Source organism: Streptomyces brevispora, assembly GCF_007829885.1.
In the GTDB taxonomy this organism is placed as follows: domain Bacteria; phylum Actinomycetota; class Actinomycetes; order Streptomycetales; family Streptomycetaceae; genus Streptomyces; species Streptomyces brevispora.
Genome location: NZ_VIWW01000001.1, coordinates 4596259 through 4614491, shown reverse-complemented (window position 1 = coordinate 4614491; position 18233 = coordinate 4596259). Strand labels below are relative to the sequence as shown.

19 protein-coding genes and 2 pseudogenes are annotated in these 18233 nt (G+C 70.3%); 11 read left to right on the top strand and 10 right to left on the bottom strand.

Going from position 1 to position 18233, the window contains the following annotated elements; genetic code table 11:
• Positions 1–344: 344 nt before the first annotated feature.
• Both FHX80_RS21545 and FHX80_RS21540 read left to right on the top strand, forming a co-directional pair.
• On the top strand, positions 345–1355 hold the full coding sequence (locus tag FHX80_RS21545; protein WP_411977496.1) for a terpene synthase family protein: 1011 nt from the start codon (positions 345–347) through the stop codon (positions 1353–1355).
• Positions 1356–1681: 326 nt separating this feature from the next.
• The gene (locus FHX80_RS21540; RefSeq protein ID WP_145765696.1) at positions 1682–3178 is read left to right on the top strand and encodes a carboxylesterase/lipase family protein; all 1497 of its coding nucleotides are present in this window, start codon (positions 1682–1684) and stop codon (positions 3176–3178) included.
• Between the two features lie 21 nt (positions 3179–3199).
• Here FHX80_RS21540 and FHX80_RS21535 read toward each other — a convergent pair whose 3' ends face one another.
• Positions 3200–4165 carry a CopD family protein gene (locus FHX80_RS21535; RefSeq protein ID WP_145765695.1) on the bottom strand — a complete coding sequence of 322 codons (966 nt, stop codon included), beginning with the start codon at positions 4163–4165 and terminating at the stop codon, positions 3200–3202.
• Between the two features lie 217 nt (positions 4166–4382).
• On the opposite strand from FHX80_RS21535, the gene FHX80_RS21530 reads away from it, so the two are divergent.
• Positions 4383–4793, top strand: a complete 411-nt coding sequence (locus tag FHX80_RS21530) for an STAS domain-containing protein (protein ID WP_145765694.1) — start codon at positions 4383–4385, stop codon at positions 4791–4793.
• Between the two features lie 50 nt (positions 4794–4843).
• Here FHX80_RS21530 and FHX80_RS21525 read toward each other — a convergent pair whose 3' ends face one another.
• The gene (locus tag FHX80_RS21525) at positions 4844–5059 is read right to left on the bottom strand and encodes an EF-hand domain-containing protein (protein ID WP_123461777.1); all 216 of its coding nucleotides are present in this window, start codon (positions 5057–5059) and stop codon (positions 4844–4846) included.
• 145 nt (positions 5060–5204) lie between these two features.
• On the opposite strand from FHX80_RS21525, the gene FHX80_RS21520 reads away from it, so the two are divergent.
• Entirely contained in the window at positions 5205–5843 is a 639-nt protein-coding gene (locus FHX80_RS21520) for a GNAT family N-acetyltransferase (protein ID WP_145765693.1), read from the top strand.
• Positions 5844–5862: 19 nt separating this feature from the next.
• Here FHX80_RS21520 and FHX80_RS21515 read toward each other — a convergent pair whose 3' ends face one another.
• The 6 genes and pseudogenes from FHX80_RS21515 to FHX80_RS21490 all read right to left on the bottom strand — a co-directional run.
• On the bottom strand, positions 5863–7050 hold the full coding sequence (locus tag FHX80_RS21515) for a YncE family protein (RefSeq protein WP_145765692.1): 1188 nt from the start codon (positions 7048–7050) through the stop codon (positions 5863–5865).
• Complete coding sequence (locus FHX80_RS21510) at positions 7050–7856, bottom strand: polysaccharide deacetylase family protein (protein ID WP_145765691.1); 807 nt, start codon at positions 7854–7856, stop codon at positions 7050–7052. The genes FHX80_RS21515 and FHX80_RS21510 overlap by 1 nt, the downstream gene beginning before the upstream one ends.
• Before the next feature lie 453 nt (positions 7857–8309).
• Positions 8310–8825 carry an ATP-binding protein gene (locus FHX80_RS21505; RefSeq protein WP_145765690.1) on the bottom strand — a complete coding sequence of 172 codons (516 nt, stop codon included), beginning with the start codon at positions 8823–8825 and terminating at the stop codon, positions 8310–8312.
• 251 nt (positions 8826–9076) lie between these two features.
• The gene (locus FHX80_RS21500; RefSeq protein WP_145765689.1) at positions 9077–9844 is read right to left on the bottom strand and encodes an enoyl-CoA hydratase/isomerase family protein; all 768 of its coding nucleotides are present in this window, start codon (positions 9842–9844) and stop codon (positions 9077–9079) included.
• 218 nt (positions 9845–10062) lie between these two features.
• Positions 10063–10500 carry a cold-shock protein gene (locus tag FHX80_RS21495; protein ID WP_145765688.1) on the bottom strand — a complete coding sequence of 146 codons (438 nt, stop codon included), beginning with the start codon at positions 10498–10500 and terminating at the stop codon, positions 10063–10065.
• 357 nt (positions 10501–10857) lie between these two features.
• Positions 10858–11043 (bottom strand): annotated as a pseudogene (locus FHX80_RS21490) (alpha/beta fold hydrolase); the annotation flags it as partial.
• Between FHX80_RS21490 and FHX80_RS21485 the strand changes: the two are divergent.
• Both FHX80_RS21485 and FHX80_RS21480 read left to right on the top strand, forming a co-directional pair.
• Positions 11039–11332 carry a hypothetical protein gene (locus FHX80_RS21485; protein ID WP_244318360.1) on the top strand — a complete coding sequence of 98 codons (294 nt, stop codon included), beginning with the start codon at positions 11039–11041 and terminating at the stop codon, positions 11330–11332. The pseudogene FHX80_RS21490 and the gene FHX80_RS21485 overlap by 5 nt on opposite strands.
• A gap of 130 nt (positions 11333–11462) precedes the next feature.
• Positions 11463–13058, top strand: coding sequence for an MFS transporter (locus FHX80_RS21480; protein WP_145765687.1), 1596 nt, complete (start codon positions 11463–11465; stop codon positions 13056–13058).
• Between the two features lie 141 nt (positions 13059–13199).
• On the opposite strand, the gene FHX80_RS21475 is transcribed toward FHX80_RS21480, so the two are convergent.
• Positions 13200–13961, bottom strand: a complete 762-nt coding sequence (locus FHX80_RS21475) for a TetR/AcrR family transcriptional regulator (RefSeq protein WP_244318358.1) — start codon at positions 13959–13961, stop codon at positions 13200–13202.
• Between the two features lie 132 nt (positions 13962–14093).
• On the opposite strand from FHX80_RS21475, the pseudogene FHX80_RS21470 reads away from it, so the two are divergent.
• Positions 14094–14312: pseudogene (locus FHX80_RS21470) on the top strand (thioesterase II family protein); the annotation flags it as partial.
• A 400-nt stretch (positions 14313–14712) separates the two neighbouring features.
• Positions 14713–14982: a PqqD family peptide modification chaperone gene (locus FHX80_RS21465; protein ID WP_145765686.1), complete on the top strand. Its 270-nt coding sequence runs from the start codon at positions 14713–14715 to the stop codon at positions 14980–14982.
• A gap of 188 nt (positions 14983–15170) precedes the next feature.
• Here FHX80_RS21465 and FHX80_RS35835 read toward each other — a convergent pair whose 3' ends face one another.
• Complete coding sequence (locus FHX80_RS35835) at positions 15171–15524, bottom strand: hypothetical protein (protein ID WP_244318357.1); 354 nt, start codon at positions 15522–15524, stop codon at positions 15171–15173.
• Between FHX80_RS35835 and FHX80_RS35830 the strand changes: the two genes are divergently transcribed.
• The 3 genes from FHX80_RS35830 to FHX80_RS21450 all read left to right on the top strand — a co-directional run bounded on the left by FHX80_RS35830 (position 15513) and on the right by FHX80_RS21450 (position 17802).
• Positions 15513–16232, top strand: coding sequence for a helix-turn-helix transcriptional regulator (locus tag FHX80_RS35830; RefSeq protein ID WP_244318356.1), 720 nt, complete (start codon positions 15513–15515; stop codon positions 16230–16232). The genes FHX80_RS35835 and FHX80_RS35830 overlap by 12 nt on opposite strands.
• Before the next feature lie 62 nt (positions 16233–16294).
• Positions 16295–17143 carry a metallophosphoesterase family protein gene (locus FHX80_RS21455; protein WP_145765685.1) on the top strand — a complete coding sequence of 283 codons (849 nt, stop codon included), beginning with the start codon at positions 16295–16297 and terminating at the stop codon, positions 17141–17143.
• Complete coding sequence (locus tag FHX80_RS21450) at positions 17140–17802, top strand: 4'-phosphopantetheinyl transferase family protein (protein WP_145765684.1); 663 nt, start codon at positions 17140–17142, stop codon at positions 17800–17802. The genes FHX80_RS21455 and FHX80_RS21450 overlap by 4 nt, the downstream gene beginning before the upstream one ends.
• The last annotated feature ends 431 nt before the right edge of the window (positions 17803–18233 follow it).

The window sequence follows — 18233 nt, the reverse complement described above, 5'->3', positions numbered from 1 at the left end:
GGAAAGAGGACAGCGATGACAGCCGCCCCTCCCGTGACGCGCCCCCGACGGGATCCGGCCGTCCGGCCCGGCCGCGCCGTTTCACGAAGAGCGTCGCAACCCCCGCGCACCGACCGGCCGCCCCGCCGCCCCTGATCCTCCTGCGGCGGTCGCCGCCGCAGCCGGGTTCACCGTCTCGCCGCCCCTTCGTCGTGCCGGCGTGGACGGCTGTCTCCGATGACACGGCCTCACCGAAGCCCCGCTCGGCAAAGGCCGCGTCCACCGCTTGCCGCCCGGCCCATGCGTGCGCGATTCGTTTCGCGTATCCCCCCTTCCCTGTTCGCATCGTTCAGACGAGGTGCACCATGAGCAAGATCGCGCTTCCAGAGTTCCACATGCCGTTCGAGAGCGCAGGATGTAATCCAGGAATCGAGAAGACCAGGCAGGCCGCCTGGGAATGGGCTGAGTCCAGCAATCTCGTCCTCTCACCGGTGGCCCAGAAGAAGATGATCCGGACCCGCCCCGAACTCTGGATATCGCTAATTTTTCCCGAGGCCTCGCAAGAACACCTCGACCTTTTCTGCCAGTGGCTGTTCTGGGCTTTCCTCGTCGACGACGAGTTCGACGACGGGCCGGCCGGCCGGGACCCCCGGCTGTGCGAATCGGCGATCGCGCATCTGGTGGACGTGCTCGACGGCGCCCGGACACCGGACGGCCCCATGGAGCACGCCCTCGACGAGCTGTTAGTCCGGACCTGCTCGGACAGACCGACGCACTGGGTGCGGCAGTTCCGCAGAGACACAGCCGCCTGGCTGTGGACGTACTACGCCGAGGCCGTCGACCGGGCCGCCGGCCATGTGCCGAGCACGGCCGATTTCGTGAAGCACCGCCGTGATTCGGTGGCCATGCAGCCGTTCCTCGATCTGCACGAAATCACTGCCGGAATTGATCTGACGGAATCCGCGCGGAGTCTTCCCGCCTATATCTCGCTGCGCAATGCGGTGACCGACCACTCAGGCCTCTGCAACGATATCTGCTCATTCGAGAAGGAGGCCCTGCTCGGTTATGAGCACAACACCGTCCGGCTGATCCAGCGGGACCGCGGGGGCACGCTCCAGGAAGCGGCGGACGAGGCCGGAATCCAGCTGGCCCGCATCGCCGACCGCGTGCAGCGGGCCGAGAAGGAACTCATCGAGGAAATTGAGGCGGCGGGAATCGAGGGCCTTCCGCGAGCCGCTCTGGAGCGCTGCATCCAGGACTACCGGGGGCTCGTCCGGGGGGACTTCGACTACCACGCGCGGGCGGAGCGCTACACCCGCCCGGACCTCGTGGAGATCGACGAACAGGACTCGCTGTCCCGGAACTTCGCCGCCTGACGCACACCCGAACGGGTACCCGGCAGGGCCCGACGCACCCTGCCGGGCCCTGCCGCGGCGGCACACGGCACCGCAACGAGGGCGCTCGGCGACGATTTCCGGACATTTGTCGTCACGATGGCCCGGCAACTACCGGTCGTCCGCCGACGGCCGAAAGCGCGCCCTGTCCGAAGCGACCCCTCCCCGGCGCGGCCGCGGGAGGGCCGCACCCTCACGAATGGTCGGCCCCGCCCGGCCGTGGTGTGCTGGTGCATACGCCCGATGGCAGGCGGCACTCCGATGACACGACCTCGCCGGCCGTACCGCAGCAGGGCTGGAGGCATCTCATGACCGCCGTACCTCCTCCGATATCCGCGTCCGGCGCCGACCGGGCCGCTCCGCACACCGAAACGGCCCACGGCACCGTCCGCGGCACACACGAACAGGGTGTCGCCGTCTTCCGCGGTATCCCGTACGCGGCCGCGCCGGTGGGCGCCCACCGTTTCCGGGCCCCGGCGCCGCCGGAACCCTGGGACGGGGTCCGGGAAGCGGTGGCCTTCGGTCCGACCGCGCCCAAGCGGCCGTACGCCCCGCCGCTGGACCGGCTGCTGCCCGACCCCGCGGTGCCCGGCGACGGCTGCCTCAACCTCAACGTGTGGACGCCCGCGCCCGCCCGAACCGGGCTGCCCGTCCTCGTCTGGATCCACGGCGGCTCACTGCTGCACGGCTCGTCTGCCGTCCCGCTGTACGACGGGGCCGCCTTCGCCCGCGACGGGGTGGTGCTCGTGTCGCTCAACTACCGGCTCGGCGTGGAGGGGTTCGGGGTGTTCCCGGACGCGCCCGCCAACCGGGGGCTGCTCGACCAGCTCGCGGCGCTCGGCTGGGTGCGGGACAACATCGCGGCGTTCGGCGGCGATCCGGACCGGGTGACGGTGTGCGGGGAGTCGGCGGGTGCCATCAGCATCGGCGCACTGCTCGCCGCGCCGCGGGCCCGGGGCCTGTTCCGGCGCGCGGTACTGCAGAGCGGGGCCCCGGCCGCGCTCCCCGTGGACAAGGGCCGCCGCACCACCGAACTGATCGCGAAACGGCTCGGGGTGGCGGCTACGGCGCGGGCCCTGGCCGCGGTGGACCCGCCCGCGCTCCTGGCCGCGCAGACCGCGGTGACGAGCGGTGGCTCCCCGCTGACCGGCGGGAACTCCTTCCAGATCGTGGTGGACGGCGATCTGCTGCCCCGTGACCCGGCCGAGGCGCTGCGGGACGGTGCCGCGTCCGGAATCGATCTGCTGATGGGGTCCAACACGGAGGAGTACCGGCTCTGGTTCGTGCCCAGCGGGCTCACCGAGCGGCTCTCCCGCACGAGGCTCCGGCTGGCCCTGCTGAAGTTCGGGGTGCCGGGCGCCACGGCCCGCACCTACCGCGCGAACCGGCCCGGTGCCACCCCCGGCGAGCTGCTGGGCGCCCTCGCCACCGACCTGCTGCTGCGCGTACCGCTGAACCGGCTGGCCGACGCCCGTACCGGCGCCGTCGGCGGCACGCACCTCTACGAGTTCGGCTGGCCCTCCCCCGTGCAGCGGCTCGGCGCCTGTCACGGGCTGGAGATCGGCTTCGTCTTCGACAACCTGCACCGGCCGGACGCGGTGGTGCTCGCGGGCCGGGACGCCCCGCAGGAGCTGGCCGACACGATGCATGCGGCGTGGGTACGGTTCGCGGAGTCCGGCGACCCGGGCTGGCCCGCCTGGGACGCGTCGCGTCCCGTGATGCTCTTCGGCCCCGGCGCCCCCGGGACGGTGCGCGCCCCGCGCGACGACGAACTGCGCGGCTGGCCGCCCTACCGCGGGCACTGAGCGGGGAGCGCCCGGCGGCGGTCAGCGGGTGCTGAGCCAGTGCGGGTCGGGCACGACCGTCAGGACCGCGGACACCAGGACGACCGCCGCCAGGGCGACGAGTTCACGGCGCGCCCGGCGCTGGGCGACCGCGGGGTCCGGGTCCGACGCCAGCCCCCGTCGCGCGCCCAGCGCCAGCGCGCTCACGACGGCCATCAGCACCAGCTTGACCAGCAGGGTGCGCCCGTAGGCCGAGGTCAGGACGACGTCCAGCGGCAGCCGGCGCAGGGCGCTGAACGTGCCGGTCACCGCCAGGGCCGCGTACAGCCACCCGGCGAACCGGGCGTAGCGGCCGAGCAGCGCGCGGGCGGCGCCGGACCCGGGCCGCCGCCACAGCCGCATGGTGCGCAGCACGTGCAGCAGCCCGCCGCACCAGAGCGACGCGGCCGTCAGATGGACGACGGTGAGCGCCGCGCCCACCGCCGGGCTGTACGCCTCGGGGTGGGCGCGCAACGCCTCCGCGCCGATGACCAGGGCGAGCGGGACGGCGGCCCGTGCCGGGCGGCGGCTCGCGGCGCAGCACGCGGCGAGGGCGAAGCCGTTGGCGGTCAGCAGCAGCAGACCGCCCTCCCGGGTTCCGTAGGTCTCGACGAGGCCGAGATCGCTGACGTGGGCGAGCCGGACGATCTGCCCCGCCGCGGCCACCGCTCCGGCGACCGAGGCGGCCGCCGCCCAGTCGCGTGGTGCGGTTTCGGGCCGGCCGGGCAGGGAGCGGGCCAGTGCGGTGGCCGCGAGTGCGCCGAGGTGAACGGCGAGCGCGCCGAAGAGGACCGTCCGCAGCAGGGTGGCGGTCCCGGCGTCGGGTATGCGCAGTTCACCGGTGCCGCGGGCGACGGCGGTGGCGCCCAGCAGCGCGGCCGCCACGGCCAGGAGACAGCCCACCGCTGTGACGAGCACGGCCACCGCTGATCTGCGGCGGGCGGGTGCGGGCACGCGTGAGGGGAGCACCAGCCACCCCCTTTCCTGAACGACAACCACACAAAAAGGCCCCCGAGGTCCACGGCGGCACCGGACGTTCACCCGGAAGGGCGCATTACGGGAGGCGCGAACGTTTCTGCATCCCCTCCCGACGCGAGCGTCGGGTTAGGTTCACCGACTGTCACCTCACCGACAGCCACCCAGGCCCGGGTGCCTCCACGGATTCGGCGCCGCGAGGAGAGGCATCATGACCGAGAGGCTGTCCCCCACGGCATCCCACGCGCTGCTCCCCCTGCCCGAGCCGTGCGGCCGCGTGTACCGCAGGAACGGCCGTACGGTGGTGGCGCTGCGCGACGAGATCGATATCGCGACCGCGGCCCTCATCGCCCCGGCGTTGGACGTGGCCACTTCGGACGGGTCACCGCATGTGGTGGTCGACCTGACCGAGGTGAGTTTCCTCGACTGCTCGGGGCTGACGCTGCTGTGCCGGGCCCGACGGCGGGCGCTGGACCGGGACGGGCGGTTCTGGCTCGTCTGCGACTGCCCGAGAATCCTGCGGCTGCTGCGGGCCGGCCGGCTGCACGACGTGTTCCGTCCGGTGGCGACCCCGGACGAGGCCTTCGCCACGGACGGGTCCGCCGGCCCGTCCGGCGGGTGAACGGGGGCGGGTCCCCGGCCCCCGGCCCGCCGGCCGGGGAGCCTCGGCCGTCAGCCCTTGTTCTGTGCGGCCCAGAACTCGTCGAAGGTGAGGAGTCCGTCACCGTTCGCGTCGTGGGAGTTGATCACGGCCTGCGCGACCGGTTCGGTGACGTAGGGGTCTCCCAGCTGGGCCATGACGCTCTTGTACTCGGCGGCCGATATCAGCCCGTCGCCGTTGAGGTCGAACCGCTCGAACGCCTTGCGCGCCGACTCGATGTCCGCCACTGTCCCGCCCCTTCGTAATGCCTATATGACGGAGGTCAGATTATCGGGCGTGATGGATGGTGATCGCGGCGGCCGGTCGTCGATCATGGGTGGGTCCGTCCGCCGCCCGGCGGGTGGTGGCCCGGACCCAGGAGAGTACGGCGCGATGACCGATGCACTGGCGGGAATCCTGGCAGCCGCGGCGCAGGGGCGGTTTCCGCCGCCGGACGGGTCCACGACGGTGGTGCGGCAGCCGAGTGTGCGGGATGCCGGGGTGCTGGCGTTCACCGCGCACTCGGTGGTGTTCACGGACGAGGACCCGCGGTGGGTGCGGGCCGCGCTGGCCGCCACGCCTGGCGATGAGCTCGCCGCGACGATGAATCCGCATTTCCTGGGCGCGCTGCTGGCCCGGACCGGCCGGCACATGAACACGATCGATCTGCTCACGGTCGCGACCGCGCTGCCGGGTGCCCCCGGTCTTGAGCTGCGCGAGATCCGGGACCCCGGGCATCCGCGGGTGGCAAGGGCGATGAGGTTCCGTGACGAGGTGCGGGTCTGGGGTGCGAACGGTGGTGTGCTGATCCTCGGCCGGGGTGTCGCGGGGCGCTGGGAGGCCGCGATCGAGGTGGCGGAGGAGGCGCGCGGGCGGCGGCTCGGCGAACGGCTGGCGCGGGCGGCCCGGCATCTGGTGCCGGACGCGGTGGTGTGGGCGCAGCAGTCGCCGGGGAACGCCCGCAGTGTGCGGACGTTCCAGGCGGCGGGATACCGGCCGGTGGGCTCGGAGGCGCTGCTGATCGAGGGGTGAGCGCCCGGTGGGCGGCTTACTACCGGAAGACGCCCGTGTGGCCGAGCGAGTAGCGCCCCGGCTGCGGGTAGACGGCGAGGCCGTGGGGTCCCTTGCCCACCGGGATCCGGGCGAGCTGCTTGCCGCTGGTGGTGTCGATCGCGTAGACCTCGGCGTTGTAACGCCCGGTCAGCCAGAGGACCTTGCCGTCGGCCGAGACGCCGCCCATGTCGGGGCTGCCGCCACCGGGCAGGTGCCATTTCTTCGCCAGCTTCTTGTCCGCGAAGTCGAAGACGGAGATGGAGCCCTCGCCGCGGTTGGAGATGTACATCTCCTTGGCGTTGCGGCTGACGTAGAGCCCGTGGCAGCCCTTGCCGGTGGGCAGCAGCTTCGGGGTGGTGAACTTCTTTCCGTCCAGCACCCACATGCCGTTCGCCATCATGTCCGCGATGTAGAAGGTGCTGCCGTCGGGCGACAGCTTCACGTCCTGCGGCATGGCGCCCTTGAACGGCAGTTTCTGCTGGCCCACGACCTTCATCCCGGCCGTGTCGACCTTGAGGAGTTCGCCGGAGAACTCGCAGGAGACGATGAAGTAGCGGCCGTCCGCCGAGAAGTCCGCGTGGTTCACGCCAGCGCAGCTGACCGGGACCGCCTTGGCCGTCTTCATGGTGTGCGCGTCGCGGAAGACCAGTTGACGGTCCATCGAGGCCATCACGATGGCGTATTTGCCGTTCGGGGTGAAGTAGAGGTTGTACGGATCGGAGACGGCGACCGTCTTCCCCGCCTTGCCGGTCGCCGGGTCGATCGGGGTGAGGCTGTCGCCGAGGTCGTTGTTCACCCAGAGGGTCTTCAGGTCCCAGGACGGGACGACGTGCTGCGGCTGGCGGCCGACCGGGATGGTCTCGATGACCTTGTAGGTGGCGGGGTCGATCACCGTCACCGTGTTGGAGTTGGTGTTGGGTACGTACACCCGGGAGGGGAAGCCCTTGACGACCGGCGACAGCTTTCCCGCCGCGTCGGCCGCGTACACGTTCGCGGGATCGAGCACGGGCGGCATCCCGGCCAGTCCGGGCGGTGCGGGCGGGGTGACGTGCTCGGGTCTGGCGGGTGCGGCGGCCTCGGTGGTGGCGTCGGACGACGTCTTGGGGGCGGGGGTGCCGCAGCCGGTGAGCGCGGCGAGCAGGACGCCCCCGAGCAGGGCCGTGGCGCGTGTGGTGGAGGGAAGCATCAGGTCAACAGCTCCGTGGTCGTCACCGCACGCAGTCCGCGGCGGTCGAGTTCGGTGAGAAGGACGGGCAGCGCGGCGACCGTGTCCGCGTAGCCGAAGTGCATGCTCACCACCGATCCGTTACGGATCTCCCCGGCCACCTTGCGGGTGACGGCCGCGGCGCCGGGCGAGGTGAAGTCGAGGGAGTCCACGTCGTACGAGAGGACGTGCGGATACCCCGCGCGGACGGCGAGCCGCTGGACGAGCGGGGTGGCGTACTGGGTGCGCGAGGGCCGGAACCAGGTGCCGATGGAGCCGGTGAGCCGGCGCAGCCGCTGGGCGCAGCCGGTGATCTCCGCGTACGCCTGCGCCTCGCCCATCGAGGAGATGTCGATGTGGTGTTGGGTGTGGTTGCCGAGGTCGTGGCCGCCGTCGAGGATCCGGCGGGCCATCTCGGGGTGTTCGTCGAGCCAGCTGCCGACGGCGAGCACGGTGACCTTCGCACGGGCCCGTTCGGCCTCGGCCAGGACGGTCCGGGCGATGGCGGGGTCGCCCTGGCCGTGGAAGGTGAGGGCGACGCGCGCCCGGTCGCGGGGGCCGTGGTCGATCTGCACCGGCTGCCCGGGGAAGCGGCGTGGGGCGGGCGCGGGGGCGGGCGCTCCGGCGGTACCGGCCGGCTTCTTCGGTGCCGGGTGGGTGAGGGTCTTCGCCGATGTCCCGGCACTGTTCCCGTCCCCGCAACCGGCGGCGAGGGCTGCGACGAGGGCGGCCCCGGCTCCTGCGCGCAGGGCGCTGCGGCGGTGCACCGGTGTGTCGGAGGCGTTCATGTGCAGAACAGTAAGTGCGAAATGTCAGGAAAATAACAATTGACCGCCTTCGCTACTTCCGCAGGTCACACGGATGCGCACCGTCCGCACCTTCGGCGATCAATGAATCACCCGCGAGGACCCATAAATGCTCGTGGAATTCCAGGTGAGTGACCCAACACACCTACGATTCACCGATAGAACGTCCAGATACGTTACCGAATGGGCTATTTGCGGCTTTGGCGGTGGAGTCGCCCGTCTGCCATAGTCGGTGACACGACCTCCTTTGACCCGGGCCAGGTCGCCATAAGCGGCCGTGAACACACCCCCCAATTCACGGTCCCCACACAGCAGCCCCCGCAGCGCCGCACCACGGCCGAACCGGGGGCTTCTGTGCATCCTGGGACTTCTGCGCTTTCCGGCTTCTGCATGTCCCGAGCCTTGCGGGTCGGTACGCCTGGGCGGCGGTCGGTGTCAGCGGTCGGAGATCCGCATCTCGAACCAGGTGACCTTGCCGCGCGGCAGCAGATCCACACCCCACCGGTCGGACAGCTTGTCGACGAGGAAGAGGCCCCGCCCGCTGATGTCCATCTCCTGCACGGGCATGAGGCACGGGAGTCCACGCGAGGGGTCGCGCACCTCGATCCTGATCCAGCCGCGACGGCGCAGCATCCGCAGACCGAAGACCCTGGCGCCGGTGTGCCGTACGGCGTTGCCGACGAGTTCCGAAACGAGCAGGACGGCGTACTCGGCGGTCTGCGGGGAGAGCGCCCACTGACCCAGCACCACACAGGAAGTGAGCCGGCGGGCGGTGGCCGCGGACTCCGGGCGGGAGGGCAGCCGGACTTCGTCCTCCGTCGGATTTCCGAACAACTCCAGCGCCTTGAACGCCTGTTCGTTCTCGACAGCCGGCATCCTCCGTGCCGCTGTCGCGCCGCAGCGCTGTCGCGGCTGCTCCACACCCTCCAGGCCCGCCATGGACACCATCATGGCTGGACGGCGGACGCCCCGGGGCCGTTCCGCGGGAATCCCTGACCCGGAATCAGTAGTTCCACAGCGGCTCCTTGTCATATGCCACCGGCAAGGCGTACCCGCCCGCACCCCCACCGACCTGCATGAACACCGCACCCGAACGGGTTCGCCGGGACCGGGGGAACGCTGAGCCTTAAGGTTGCCTTAAGGCTCAGCTAATCCGCCCACACGGATGAACGCGCAGTGATCTGTTCCCAACTGGCGTTCGGTCAGAGGAATTTGGCCTTGCCCGGTCCTTCGTCCACAAAGCTGCGCATACCGCGCTCCCGGTCCTCCGTGGCGAAGAGTCCGGCGAACCAGGTCCGCTCGATCGTGAGGCCGGAGTCGATGTCCGTCTCCAGTCCGGCGTCGATGGCCTCCTTGGCGGCGCGCAGCGCGAGGGCCGGGCCCTTCGCCAGTCTGGCGGCCCAGGCGTGCGCGTGCTCGTACACCTCGGCGCTGGGCACCACACGGTCCACCAGGCCCATGGCGAGGGCCTCGTCGGCCTTGACGTGGCGGCCGGTGAAGATCAGGTCCTTGGCCTTGGAGGGGCCCACGAGACGGGCGAGCCGCTGGGTGCCGCCCGCGCCCGGGATCAGGCCGAGCATGATCTCCGGCTGTCCCAGCTTGGCGTTGTCGCCGACGATCCGGAAGTCGGCGCAGAGGGCCAGTTCACAGCCGCCGCCGAGCGCGTAGCCGGTGACGGCCGCGACGACGGGCTTGGGGATCCTGGCCACCGCGGTGAAGGACTCCTGCAGGGCCTTGGACCGTACGACCATCGCGGGGTGGTCCATGGCCTGCATCTCCTTGATGTCCGCGCCCGCCGCGAACACCTTCTCGCCGCCGTAGAGCACCACGGCGCGCACGTCGTCGCGCCCGGACGCCTCCTCGGCGAGCTCGCGCAGCCGGTCCTGGGTGGCGATGTCCAGGGCGTTCATCGGCGGACGGTCCAGCCGGATCGTGCCGACGCCGCCGCTTACTTCGAGGGTTACGGTCATGAGAGGCAGGTTAACCGGCGCTAACGCGGGGCCGGACAGGCCCGGGGCCGGTGCCGTTCGTCACAGCCGACGGGCGACGTGCGAGTGGCCCGGCGCCGTTGGTCGGATGCCGGACGGGGGACGGTCCCCGCACCGTCCGTCGGATGCCGGACGGGGGACGGGCGACGGCCCGGGGACCTGTGGTCCCCGGGCCGCGGCGTGTAACAGGGTTTCTTGGCTCAGCCCTCGACCCAGCCGTGCTTCTTGGCGAACAGCAGCATCCCCTGGCGTACCTGAAGAACGTGCGCCGCGGTGAGCGTGGGTGCCGATTCCAGCAGCACTTCCGTGACGTCCCGTACGTACTCCTCCGAGTTGAGCACATCGCACAACACGTCGTCGCCGTCCGCGATCTGCCGGCTCGGGGAGTCGGCGCGCCCCGGGAACACAGCTGCCGGAACCACTGCCGGCCCGCTGCCGGGGGCGAGCTGCACCGAGGATGCCTTCAGGCCCCGGTCGCCCTGCTCGATCTCGAACTCGACCATCAGACCGGGCCGGAGGGAGGCCTCGGGAATGAGAAGGTCGTTCACATGGAGGAAGACGTCCTCGCCGCCATGGTCGGGAGCGATGAACCCATAGCCCTTCGCACCGTCGAACCGCACCACACGACCGATGACCATTACAACCAACCTCTCAACGAAACCCCGGACCCGTGCCCGGGATACCCCTGCCGCGGCAGGCGGCCCGGACCTCGTACACCACTCCGGACACGCCTTGCGACTACCTGACCACTCCTGTCCCGGTTGTCTTTCCCTTGCGGGTGGCAACCGGGCCTCCGCGCCGAGGCGCGGCATGCTGCCAGCACTCTATGCAACCCGCGGCCGTCGGAACAGCGTGGAGGTGCTCTGTTGCTCCACCTTGCGTGCCCGGGCCGGCCACGGGCCCGCGCTGCCCCGCCTGTGTGCTCTGTCTGCGTGTTCTGCCTGTCTGCTCTGCCACGCCCTCTGCCTGGGTGCGCTGCCGTCGGCGCCGGGGAGTCAGCTGGGGTCGACTTCTTGCAGGAACGCCCTCATGACCTCGCGGAAGTGTTCCGGTTCCTCAAGGTGCGGCAGGTGACTGGATTCCTCGAATATCTCCCAGCGCGCTCCCGGAATGAGGTCCTGGAACGGTTGCACGGTCGCGGGGGTGGCTTCGTCATGGCGCCCGGAGATCAGCAGGGTGGGCACGTTCGAGCTGGCGGAGATCGACGAGGCATTGCGCCGGTGTCCGGGGGTGGAGGACGGCGTCGCGGTGCCGATGCCCTCCGATCAGGGCATCACGCTGGCCGCGTTCCACACCGGAGAGCGCGTGCCCCCCGTCGTCCTGGCCCGCGAGCTGAGCCGCACACTCCCCCGGGCCGTCCTCCCCCAGCACTTCTTCCACATCACGGAATTCCCGCTCAACGCCAACCGGAAGATCGACCGCCGGGCGCTGCTGAGCCGGGCGCGGGAACTGCTCGGCCGAACGGGCTGAAGCCATGACGGGGCGAGGCTCGGGAGCCCCGATCCGCCGCCGATGAGTACGCGACACGCTTACGCGTACCTGATACGCTCAGCGTGTTATGTACTCAGGGTCATGACGCAGGAAGGCATGGACGTTTGCCGTGACAGAAAACAAGCCCCGGGCGGGGCTCAAGGAATGGCTCGGCCTCGTGGTGATCGTCCTGGTCACCCTGCTGATCGCCATTGACATCTCGGTACTCGGCTTCGCGATCACGCCCATCAGCGAGTCGCTGAAGCCGAGCGCCACCCAGCTGCTGTGGATCACGGACATCTACAGCTTCGTGCTGGCCGGCGCGCTGATCACGATGGGCTGGGTGGGTGACCGCTTCGGACGGCGGAAGCTCCTGATCACCGGGGCCCTGGTCTTCGGCGTCGCGTCCGCGCTCGCCGCGACCGCGGACACTCCCGAGATGCTCATCGGCTCGCGCGCCCTGCTGGGACTCGGCGCCGCGACGCTGACGCCGACCTCGCTGGCCCTGATCCGCAACATGTTCCACGATTCCAAGCAGCGCAAGTCGGCCATCGCCGCCTGGAGCGGCACCCTCGCCACCGGCGCGGCCCTCGGCCCGGTCGTGGGCGGACTGCTGCTGAACAACTTCTGGTGGGGTTCGGTCTTCATGATCAACACCCCGGTCATGGTGCTGGTGCTGATCCTGGCCCCGATCCTGCTGCCGGAGCGACGCGACACCTCGCGCGGCAAGCTGGACGTGCTCGGCGCGTTCCTGTCGGTCGCGGGCATCATGCCGTTCATCTACGGCCTCAAGGAGCTGGCCGTGGACGGCTGGGACCGCGACCCCGCGATCTGGGCAGCCGTCGGTCTCGTGCTGCTCATCGCCTTCGTGCAGCGCCAGCGCATGACGTCCCACCCACTCATCGACATCTCGCTGTTCCGCTACGGCGGCTTCACCGGGGCGATCCTGACCAACCTGATGGTGATGTTCTCGTTCATGGGCGTCAGCATCCTCACCAACCAGTACCTCCAGATGGTGCTGGGCATGACACCGTTCCGGGCGGCCCTGTGGTCCATGGCGGTGATGCCGGCGATCGGGATCGCGGTCGGCCTCGTCTCGGCCCTGTCCCGCAAGGTCAAACCGGTCTTCCTGGTCACCAGCGGCATGCTGGTGATGGCCATCGGCTTCGGCGTGCTCAGCCGCCTCACGGTGGGCTCGAACGTCGCCGTCCTGCTGGTGGGCGTGGGGCTGATGGCGGCCGGCATGACGGCGTCGAAGACGCTCACGGCGGAGATCGTCGTCACCTCGGCGCCGAAGGAGCACGCCGGATCGTCCACGGCGACCTCGGAGACGTTCACCGAGTTCGGCAGCGCGTTCGGCTTCGCGGTCATCGGGAGCATCGGTTCCGCCATCTACCGGCATGACATGAACGCGGTGAACCCGGCCGGTCTCGGCGGCGAGGCGCTGGGCGCGGTCCGCAACACCATCGGCGGCGCCGCCACGGTCGCCGCCCAGCAGCCGGCCGCGATCGGCTCCGAACTGATCTCCGCCAGCCGTGAGGCCTTCACCCACGGCCTCCAGGTAGCCGCGCTGTCCGGGGCCGCCGCCATGGTCGTGGTCGCCGCGATCGTCGCGATGCTGCTGCGCAAGGTGCCGATCGAGACGGGCGAGCCGACCGACCCGTACGACATCGACGCACCGGCGACCGTACCCGCTCCGGCACGTATGCAGCCCACCGCGAGCTGAGGCACCGGAGACGAAGGAAGGGGGCTGGTTCCCCACCCGGTCGGGTGGGGAACCAGCCCCCTTCCGCATGGCCCGACGTGGGACCGGCCGGTCCCACGGGACTACCGGCCGGTCACGCGTCGGGCCCGGCCGGTGGTCCCGTCAGGTGAGCGGCTTCTCGCCGTTGCGGATCCGGGCCAGTACCTCGACTCCGTCCAGGACCCGCTGGAGCCCGAAGGTGAAGTCGTCCTCGGGCTCGTTGAACGCCCCGGCCTCCAGCAGTTCGGCGAGGGCGGGGAACGAGGCGGAGTCGGCGTACTTGGCCAGCGCACGGCCGTAGTTGGCCATCAGGTCCTCCTCGCTGATGTCCTGGGTGACGACACCGAGCGACATCTGCACGTTGTTGCGCACGTAGCCGATCATCAGCATCATCACGGAGAGCTTCTCGTCCGGCCTCAGGGCGGTGCCGCCCAGGGTGCGCAGCCCGCACTCCAGCCAGCTGAGCTGGCCCGGCTCCAGGGGCGGCCCACTGACCGAGATCTGGAGCATCCAGGGGTGCCGGTGGAAGACCTCCTGGAAGGCGCGGGCCCACTGCTCCAGCCCGTCCCGCCAGTCCCCCGCCGCCGTCTCGATGCGGGGCGGGACGCCGTAGGCCATGTCCAGCATCAGCTGCCGCAGCTCGTCCTTGCTCGACACGTGGCGGTACAGCGACATGGTGCCGAAGTCGAGGCTCTTGGCGACCCGGGACATGGACAGCCCGGCGAGGCCGTCGGCGTCCGCCGACTCGATGGCGGCCGTCACGATGCGCTCGACGCTCAGGCCGGTACGCGCGGTGCGCTGTTCCCTGTTCCGCAGTTCCCAGAGCACCGCGATGCTGTTCGGCAGGCCGACGCCTTCCGTGCTCGATCCTTCACCAGTAGTCATCTCGCGCCTGCCTTCATCGGAAGCCTTCCCATGCGTATCACGCACGCATAGAGCATCGTATACGCCTCGGGTCCGCGGTACGCGGAGCCGGTGTGACACCGAGGCGGGGAGACGGCCGCGGAGACCTACCGCTTCCGGCCGGGACCGCCGCTCGGCCTGGACGTGGTGGCACTCGTCGGTGACGACGATCCGCAGGTGACCGTCGACGAGGCGTCGTCGTGGCGTGAGCACACCACGGCGTCGTTCGAGCTGAAAGTGTTTCCCGGTGGCCACTTCTTCCTGGACTCCCATGTGGCTCCGGTCCTCGATCTGATCCGTGGCCGCATGAGCGTGGCGCCGGTGAGATCGTGACCGGCCGGCGGCGGCGCCGGGCTGTCCGGCCCGCTCGCCCGGTCACCCACAGGTGAGTCCTGCACAAGTCCCGCACGAGCGGCGCCGGGACCGGCGCCGCTTCGGGAAGCCCACTGCCGCATGCCCCGGAGTCATCTCCGGGGCATGCGTGCTGCATGCCCCGGACGATTCAATCCGGACAGAGTTGCGCTTTGCTCACCAGAATCTAGACGACCGTACTAGACGAACGTCTATCGCGGCATCGGGCAGTCCGCCCTCATGAGCCGATGTGCGAGGCAGTCCCGGCCGGCGCCCGTAAGCGCACCGGCCTGACAGACATCCCAACCCGCCCCGCGTACACGGTCACGCCTCCTTCTCACGGTTGGCCGTCACCGGTCGGCTGTCGACTACGGAGGCCAGAGTGCCGGTACGACCAGAACACGGCGTCACCTCACGCGTCACCGAGGACGGGTACCTCGAATTCCTCACCCCGGCGGACGGCGCCGGCTACCGGTGCAGCCCCGTCGCCGCGGCCATGTGGATCGCACTGCGCCAGCACAACGGCCACATCGGCCCGGCGGCCGAGATGCTGGCCGAGCTGTGGTGCACGGACCCGGAGAACACCCGTACCGACATGGACATCTGGGTGAGCGAGCTGCGGGACGCCGGCCTGGTGCGCGACGAACTCTGAGCGGGCGGCGGCACGGTACCCGCTCCCTTCCGGGCACCCCGCCGCCCCCACCGAACAGCTACGGCCCGCCACTTCAGGCGTTGCTCGACCCTTCAGGCGGCCGGGCCCGAGCCGACGGCGACACCCTGATGCAGCACCGAGACGCTGGAACCCGTCCTGCGTGCGCTGCGGACCCTCTCCTACTTCGGTCACCCCGAACGGGCCGCCGTCTGCTGCCGCGAGCTGATCGCCGAAACCGAGCGGCAGAAGGCCCCCGCCTGGCAGGCCCTGTTCTCCTCGGCGCTCGCGGCGGTGCTTCTGCGGCTGAGCGATCTGCACGCCGCCGAGGAGTACGCGCGCCGGGCACTGGACTGCCTGCCCGAGCAGAGCAGCAGCGCGTTCATGGGGAGCCCGACGGCCACCCTGATCCGGGCACGCACCCTCATGGCGACCATGCGGCGGCCGCCCGCCAGCTCCACCAGCCCGTCGCGGAGACGCTGTTCAAGAGCACCCACGGTCTCGCCTATCTGCGCGCCCGCGGCCTCTATCTCATGGCGACCCATCAACTCCACGCCGCGCTGGGCGACTTCCTGGAAGCGGGCCGGCTCGCCAGGAGCTGGGGCGTGGACCGGCCGGCGATCCTGCCCTGGCGCACGGACGCGGCCGACGTACTGTTCCGGCTCGGTGAGACGCAGCGGGCCAAAGTGCTCGTGGAACAGCAGTTCGCGGACCCTGACGCGCGAAGACCGTGGGTGCGCGGGATCAGTCTGCGGCTGCGCGCGGTGACGTCGGATCCGCGCCAGCAACTCGCCCTGCTCAACCAGTCGGTCGACGAACTGAGCCGCTCCGGCGACCGGGTGGAGCTGACCCGTTCGCTCGCCGCGCTGGGCCGTTCCCTGCGGGCGATCGCCGAGCCCGCCCGGGCCGACGCGGTGATCCGCAGGGCCTGGAACCTGGCGCGGGAGTGCGGTGCCCAGTCGCTGTGCGAGGAGATCCGCCCGGAGCTCGGCCCGGAGGACCGGATGAGCCGGAGCGGCGCCCCGGAGGAGTACCGCTCCGATCCCGACACCAAGCTGAGCGACTCCGAGCGCCGGGTGGCCACCCTCGCGGCGAGCGGCTACACCAACCGTGAGATCTCCCTGAAACTTCACATCACCGTCAGTACCGTGGAGCAGCACCTCACGCGCGTCTATCGCAAGCTCAACATCACGCGCCGGCAGGACCTGCCGGTGGACCTCCACCTCGCGGTCTCCGCTGCCGAAGCCGTCTGATCAGAGCCTTCCGGGCTCGGGGTGGATCACGGCGTCAGCACGGAGTGGAAGGACTGATCTCCGTGACCCACGGAAAGCTGCTCGCGCTGAGCGACCAGCACGTCGCCCATGCGGAGAACCGGCGCATCACGGAGTCCCTCCGGCCGGAGTCCGAGGACGACTGGCTGCTCGTCGCCGGGGATGTCGGCGAGAAGTTCGAGGACATCGCCTGGGCGCTGAAACTCCTCTCGGAGCGTTTCTCCCAGGTCGTCTGGGCCCCCGGCAACCACGAGTTGTGGACCCCTCCCTCCGACCCCGTCACGCTGCGCGGCGTCGCACGCTACGAGGCCCTGGTCGAGATGTGCCGGGGCCTGGGCGTACTGACCCCCGAGGACCCGTACCCGGTCTGGCACGGCGGGGAGGCACCGGTCACGGTCGCCCCCCTGTTCGTGCTGTACGACTACTCCTTCTTCGCCCCCGGGACCGGTACCAAGGAGGAATCCCTGCGGGTCGCCCACCAATCGGGGGTGGTGTGCACCGATGAGTTCCTGCTCCACCCCGACCCGTACCCGTCGCGGGACGCCTGGTGCCGGGCCCGGGTCACCCTCACCGAGGAACGGCTCGCGGCCGTCGACCCCCGGTACGGCACGGTCCTGGTCAACCACTATCCGCTGGTACGGGACCCGACGCGGGTCCTGCGCCACCCCGAGTTCGCCCAGTGGTGCGGCACGGAGCTGACCGCCGACTGGCACCGGCGCTTCCGGGCGGTCACCGTCGTCTACGGCCACCTCCACATACCCCGGGTCACCGCCCACGACGGGGTCCGCTTCGAGGAGGTGTCGATCGGATACCCGAGGGAGTGGCGTTCCCGGCCGTCCCGCTCCCCGCTGCGCCAGATCCTGCCCCGGCCCGCGTCGGGGCACGCGGGATGATCGCCGCCATACTGCCCCCGGACGTGGCCGCCGTGAGCACGTTCGGCGATCTGTCACCCACGCGGGACCGCGGGCTCTTTCCGGCGGAGGCGGCAGCGGTCGCCCAGGCGGTGGCGCGCCGCCGGGCCGAGTTCACCACCGTGCGGCTGTGCGCACGGCGTGCCATGGCCGAGCTCGGTCTGCCGCCGGCCCCCCTGTTGTCCGGGAAGCGGGGTGCGATCAACTGGCCGGACGGGGTGACCGGCAGCATGACCCACTGCCCCGGCTTCCGCGCGGCGGCGATCGCCCGCACCGAGGCCATCGCGTCACTGGGCATCGACGCGGAACCCAATCTGCCGCTGCCCGACGGTGTCCTGGAGGTCATCTCCCTGCCGCGCGAGAGGGCCGGGCTCGCCGAACTCTCCCGGCGGCGCCCGGACGTGCACTGGGACCGGTTGCTGTTCAGCGCCAAGGAGTCGGTGTTCAAGACCTGGTATCCGCTGACCCGGCGTGAGCTCGACTTCACGGAGGCGGAGCTCGACTTCGACCCGGCGGGCACGTTCTCGGCGCGGCTGCTGGTGCCGGGGCCCGAACTGGCCGGGCGACGTCACGGCGCGTTCTCCGGGCGCTGGACGGTGGGGCGCGGCTTCGTCCTGACCGCGATCGCACTGCCGGCGTGAACTGACCAGCCGGTCCGCGCACTGCCACGTTCCGGAGGACCTCCGTGGCGCGCAGCTTGCCGCACGGTGGAAAGCGGGAAAATCTTCAACTAATCAGTTCCCTCCGCGCGGCGGAGCCAAACGTCGTTCGCAACCCGAACGCGAGTAAAGGAAAAGTAAACGAAATGCATTGATTGAGCAAATACTGTTCCATTTGCAATCCTCTCGGTTACGCTCGTGATCGATCAATCACACTTCCTTCACTCTTGCAGGAAATTCCGTATGAGGGGAATTCATCCCGACTCGGCACCACCGAGACAACTCCCCGATTACCTTGGCGTTAATTTCCAGCAACTTTTCCGACATTTTCCACACCTCCCCTCTCCACTGCACAACCAGACCCTCGGATCGCTCGTGAGAGAATTAATGCTCCTTATTCTCCTCACGAAATC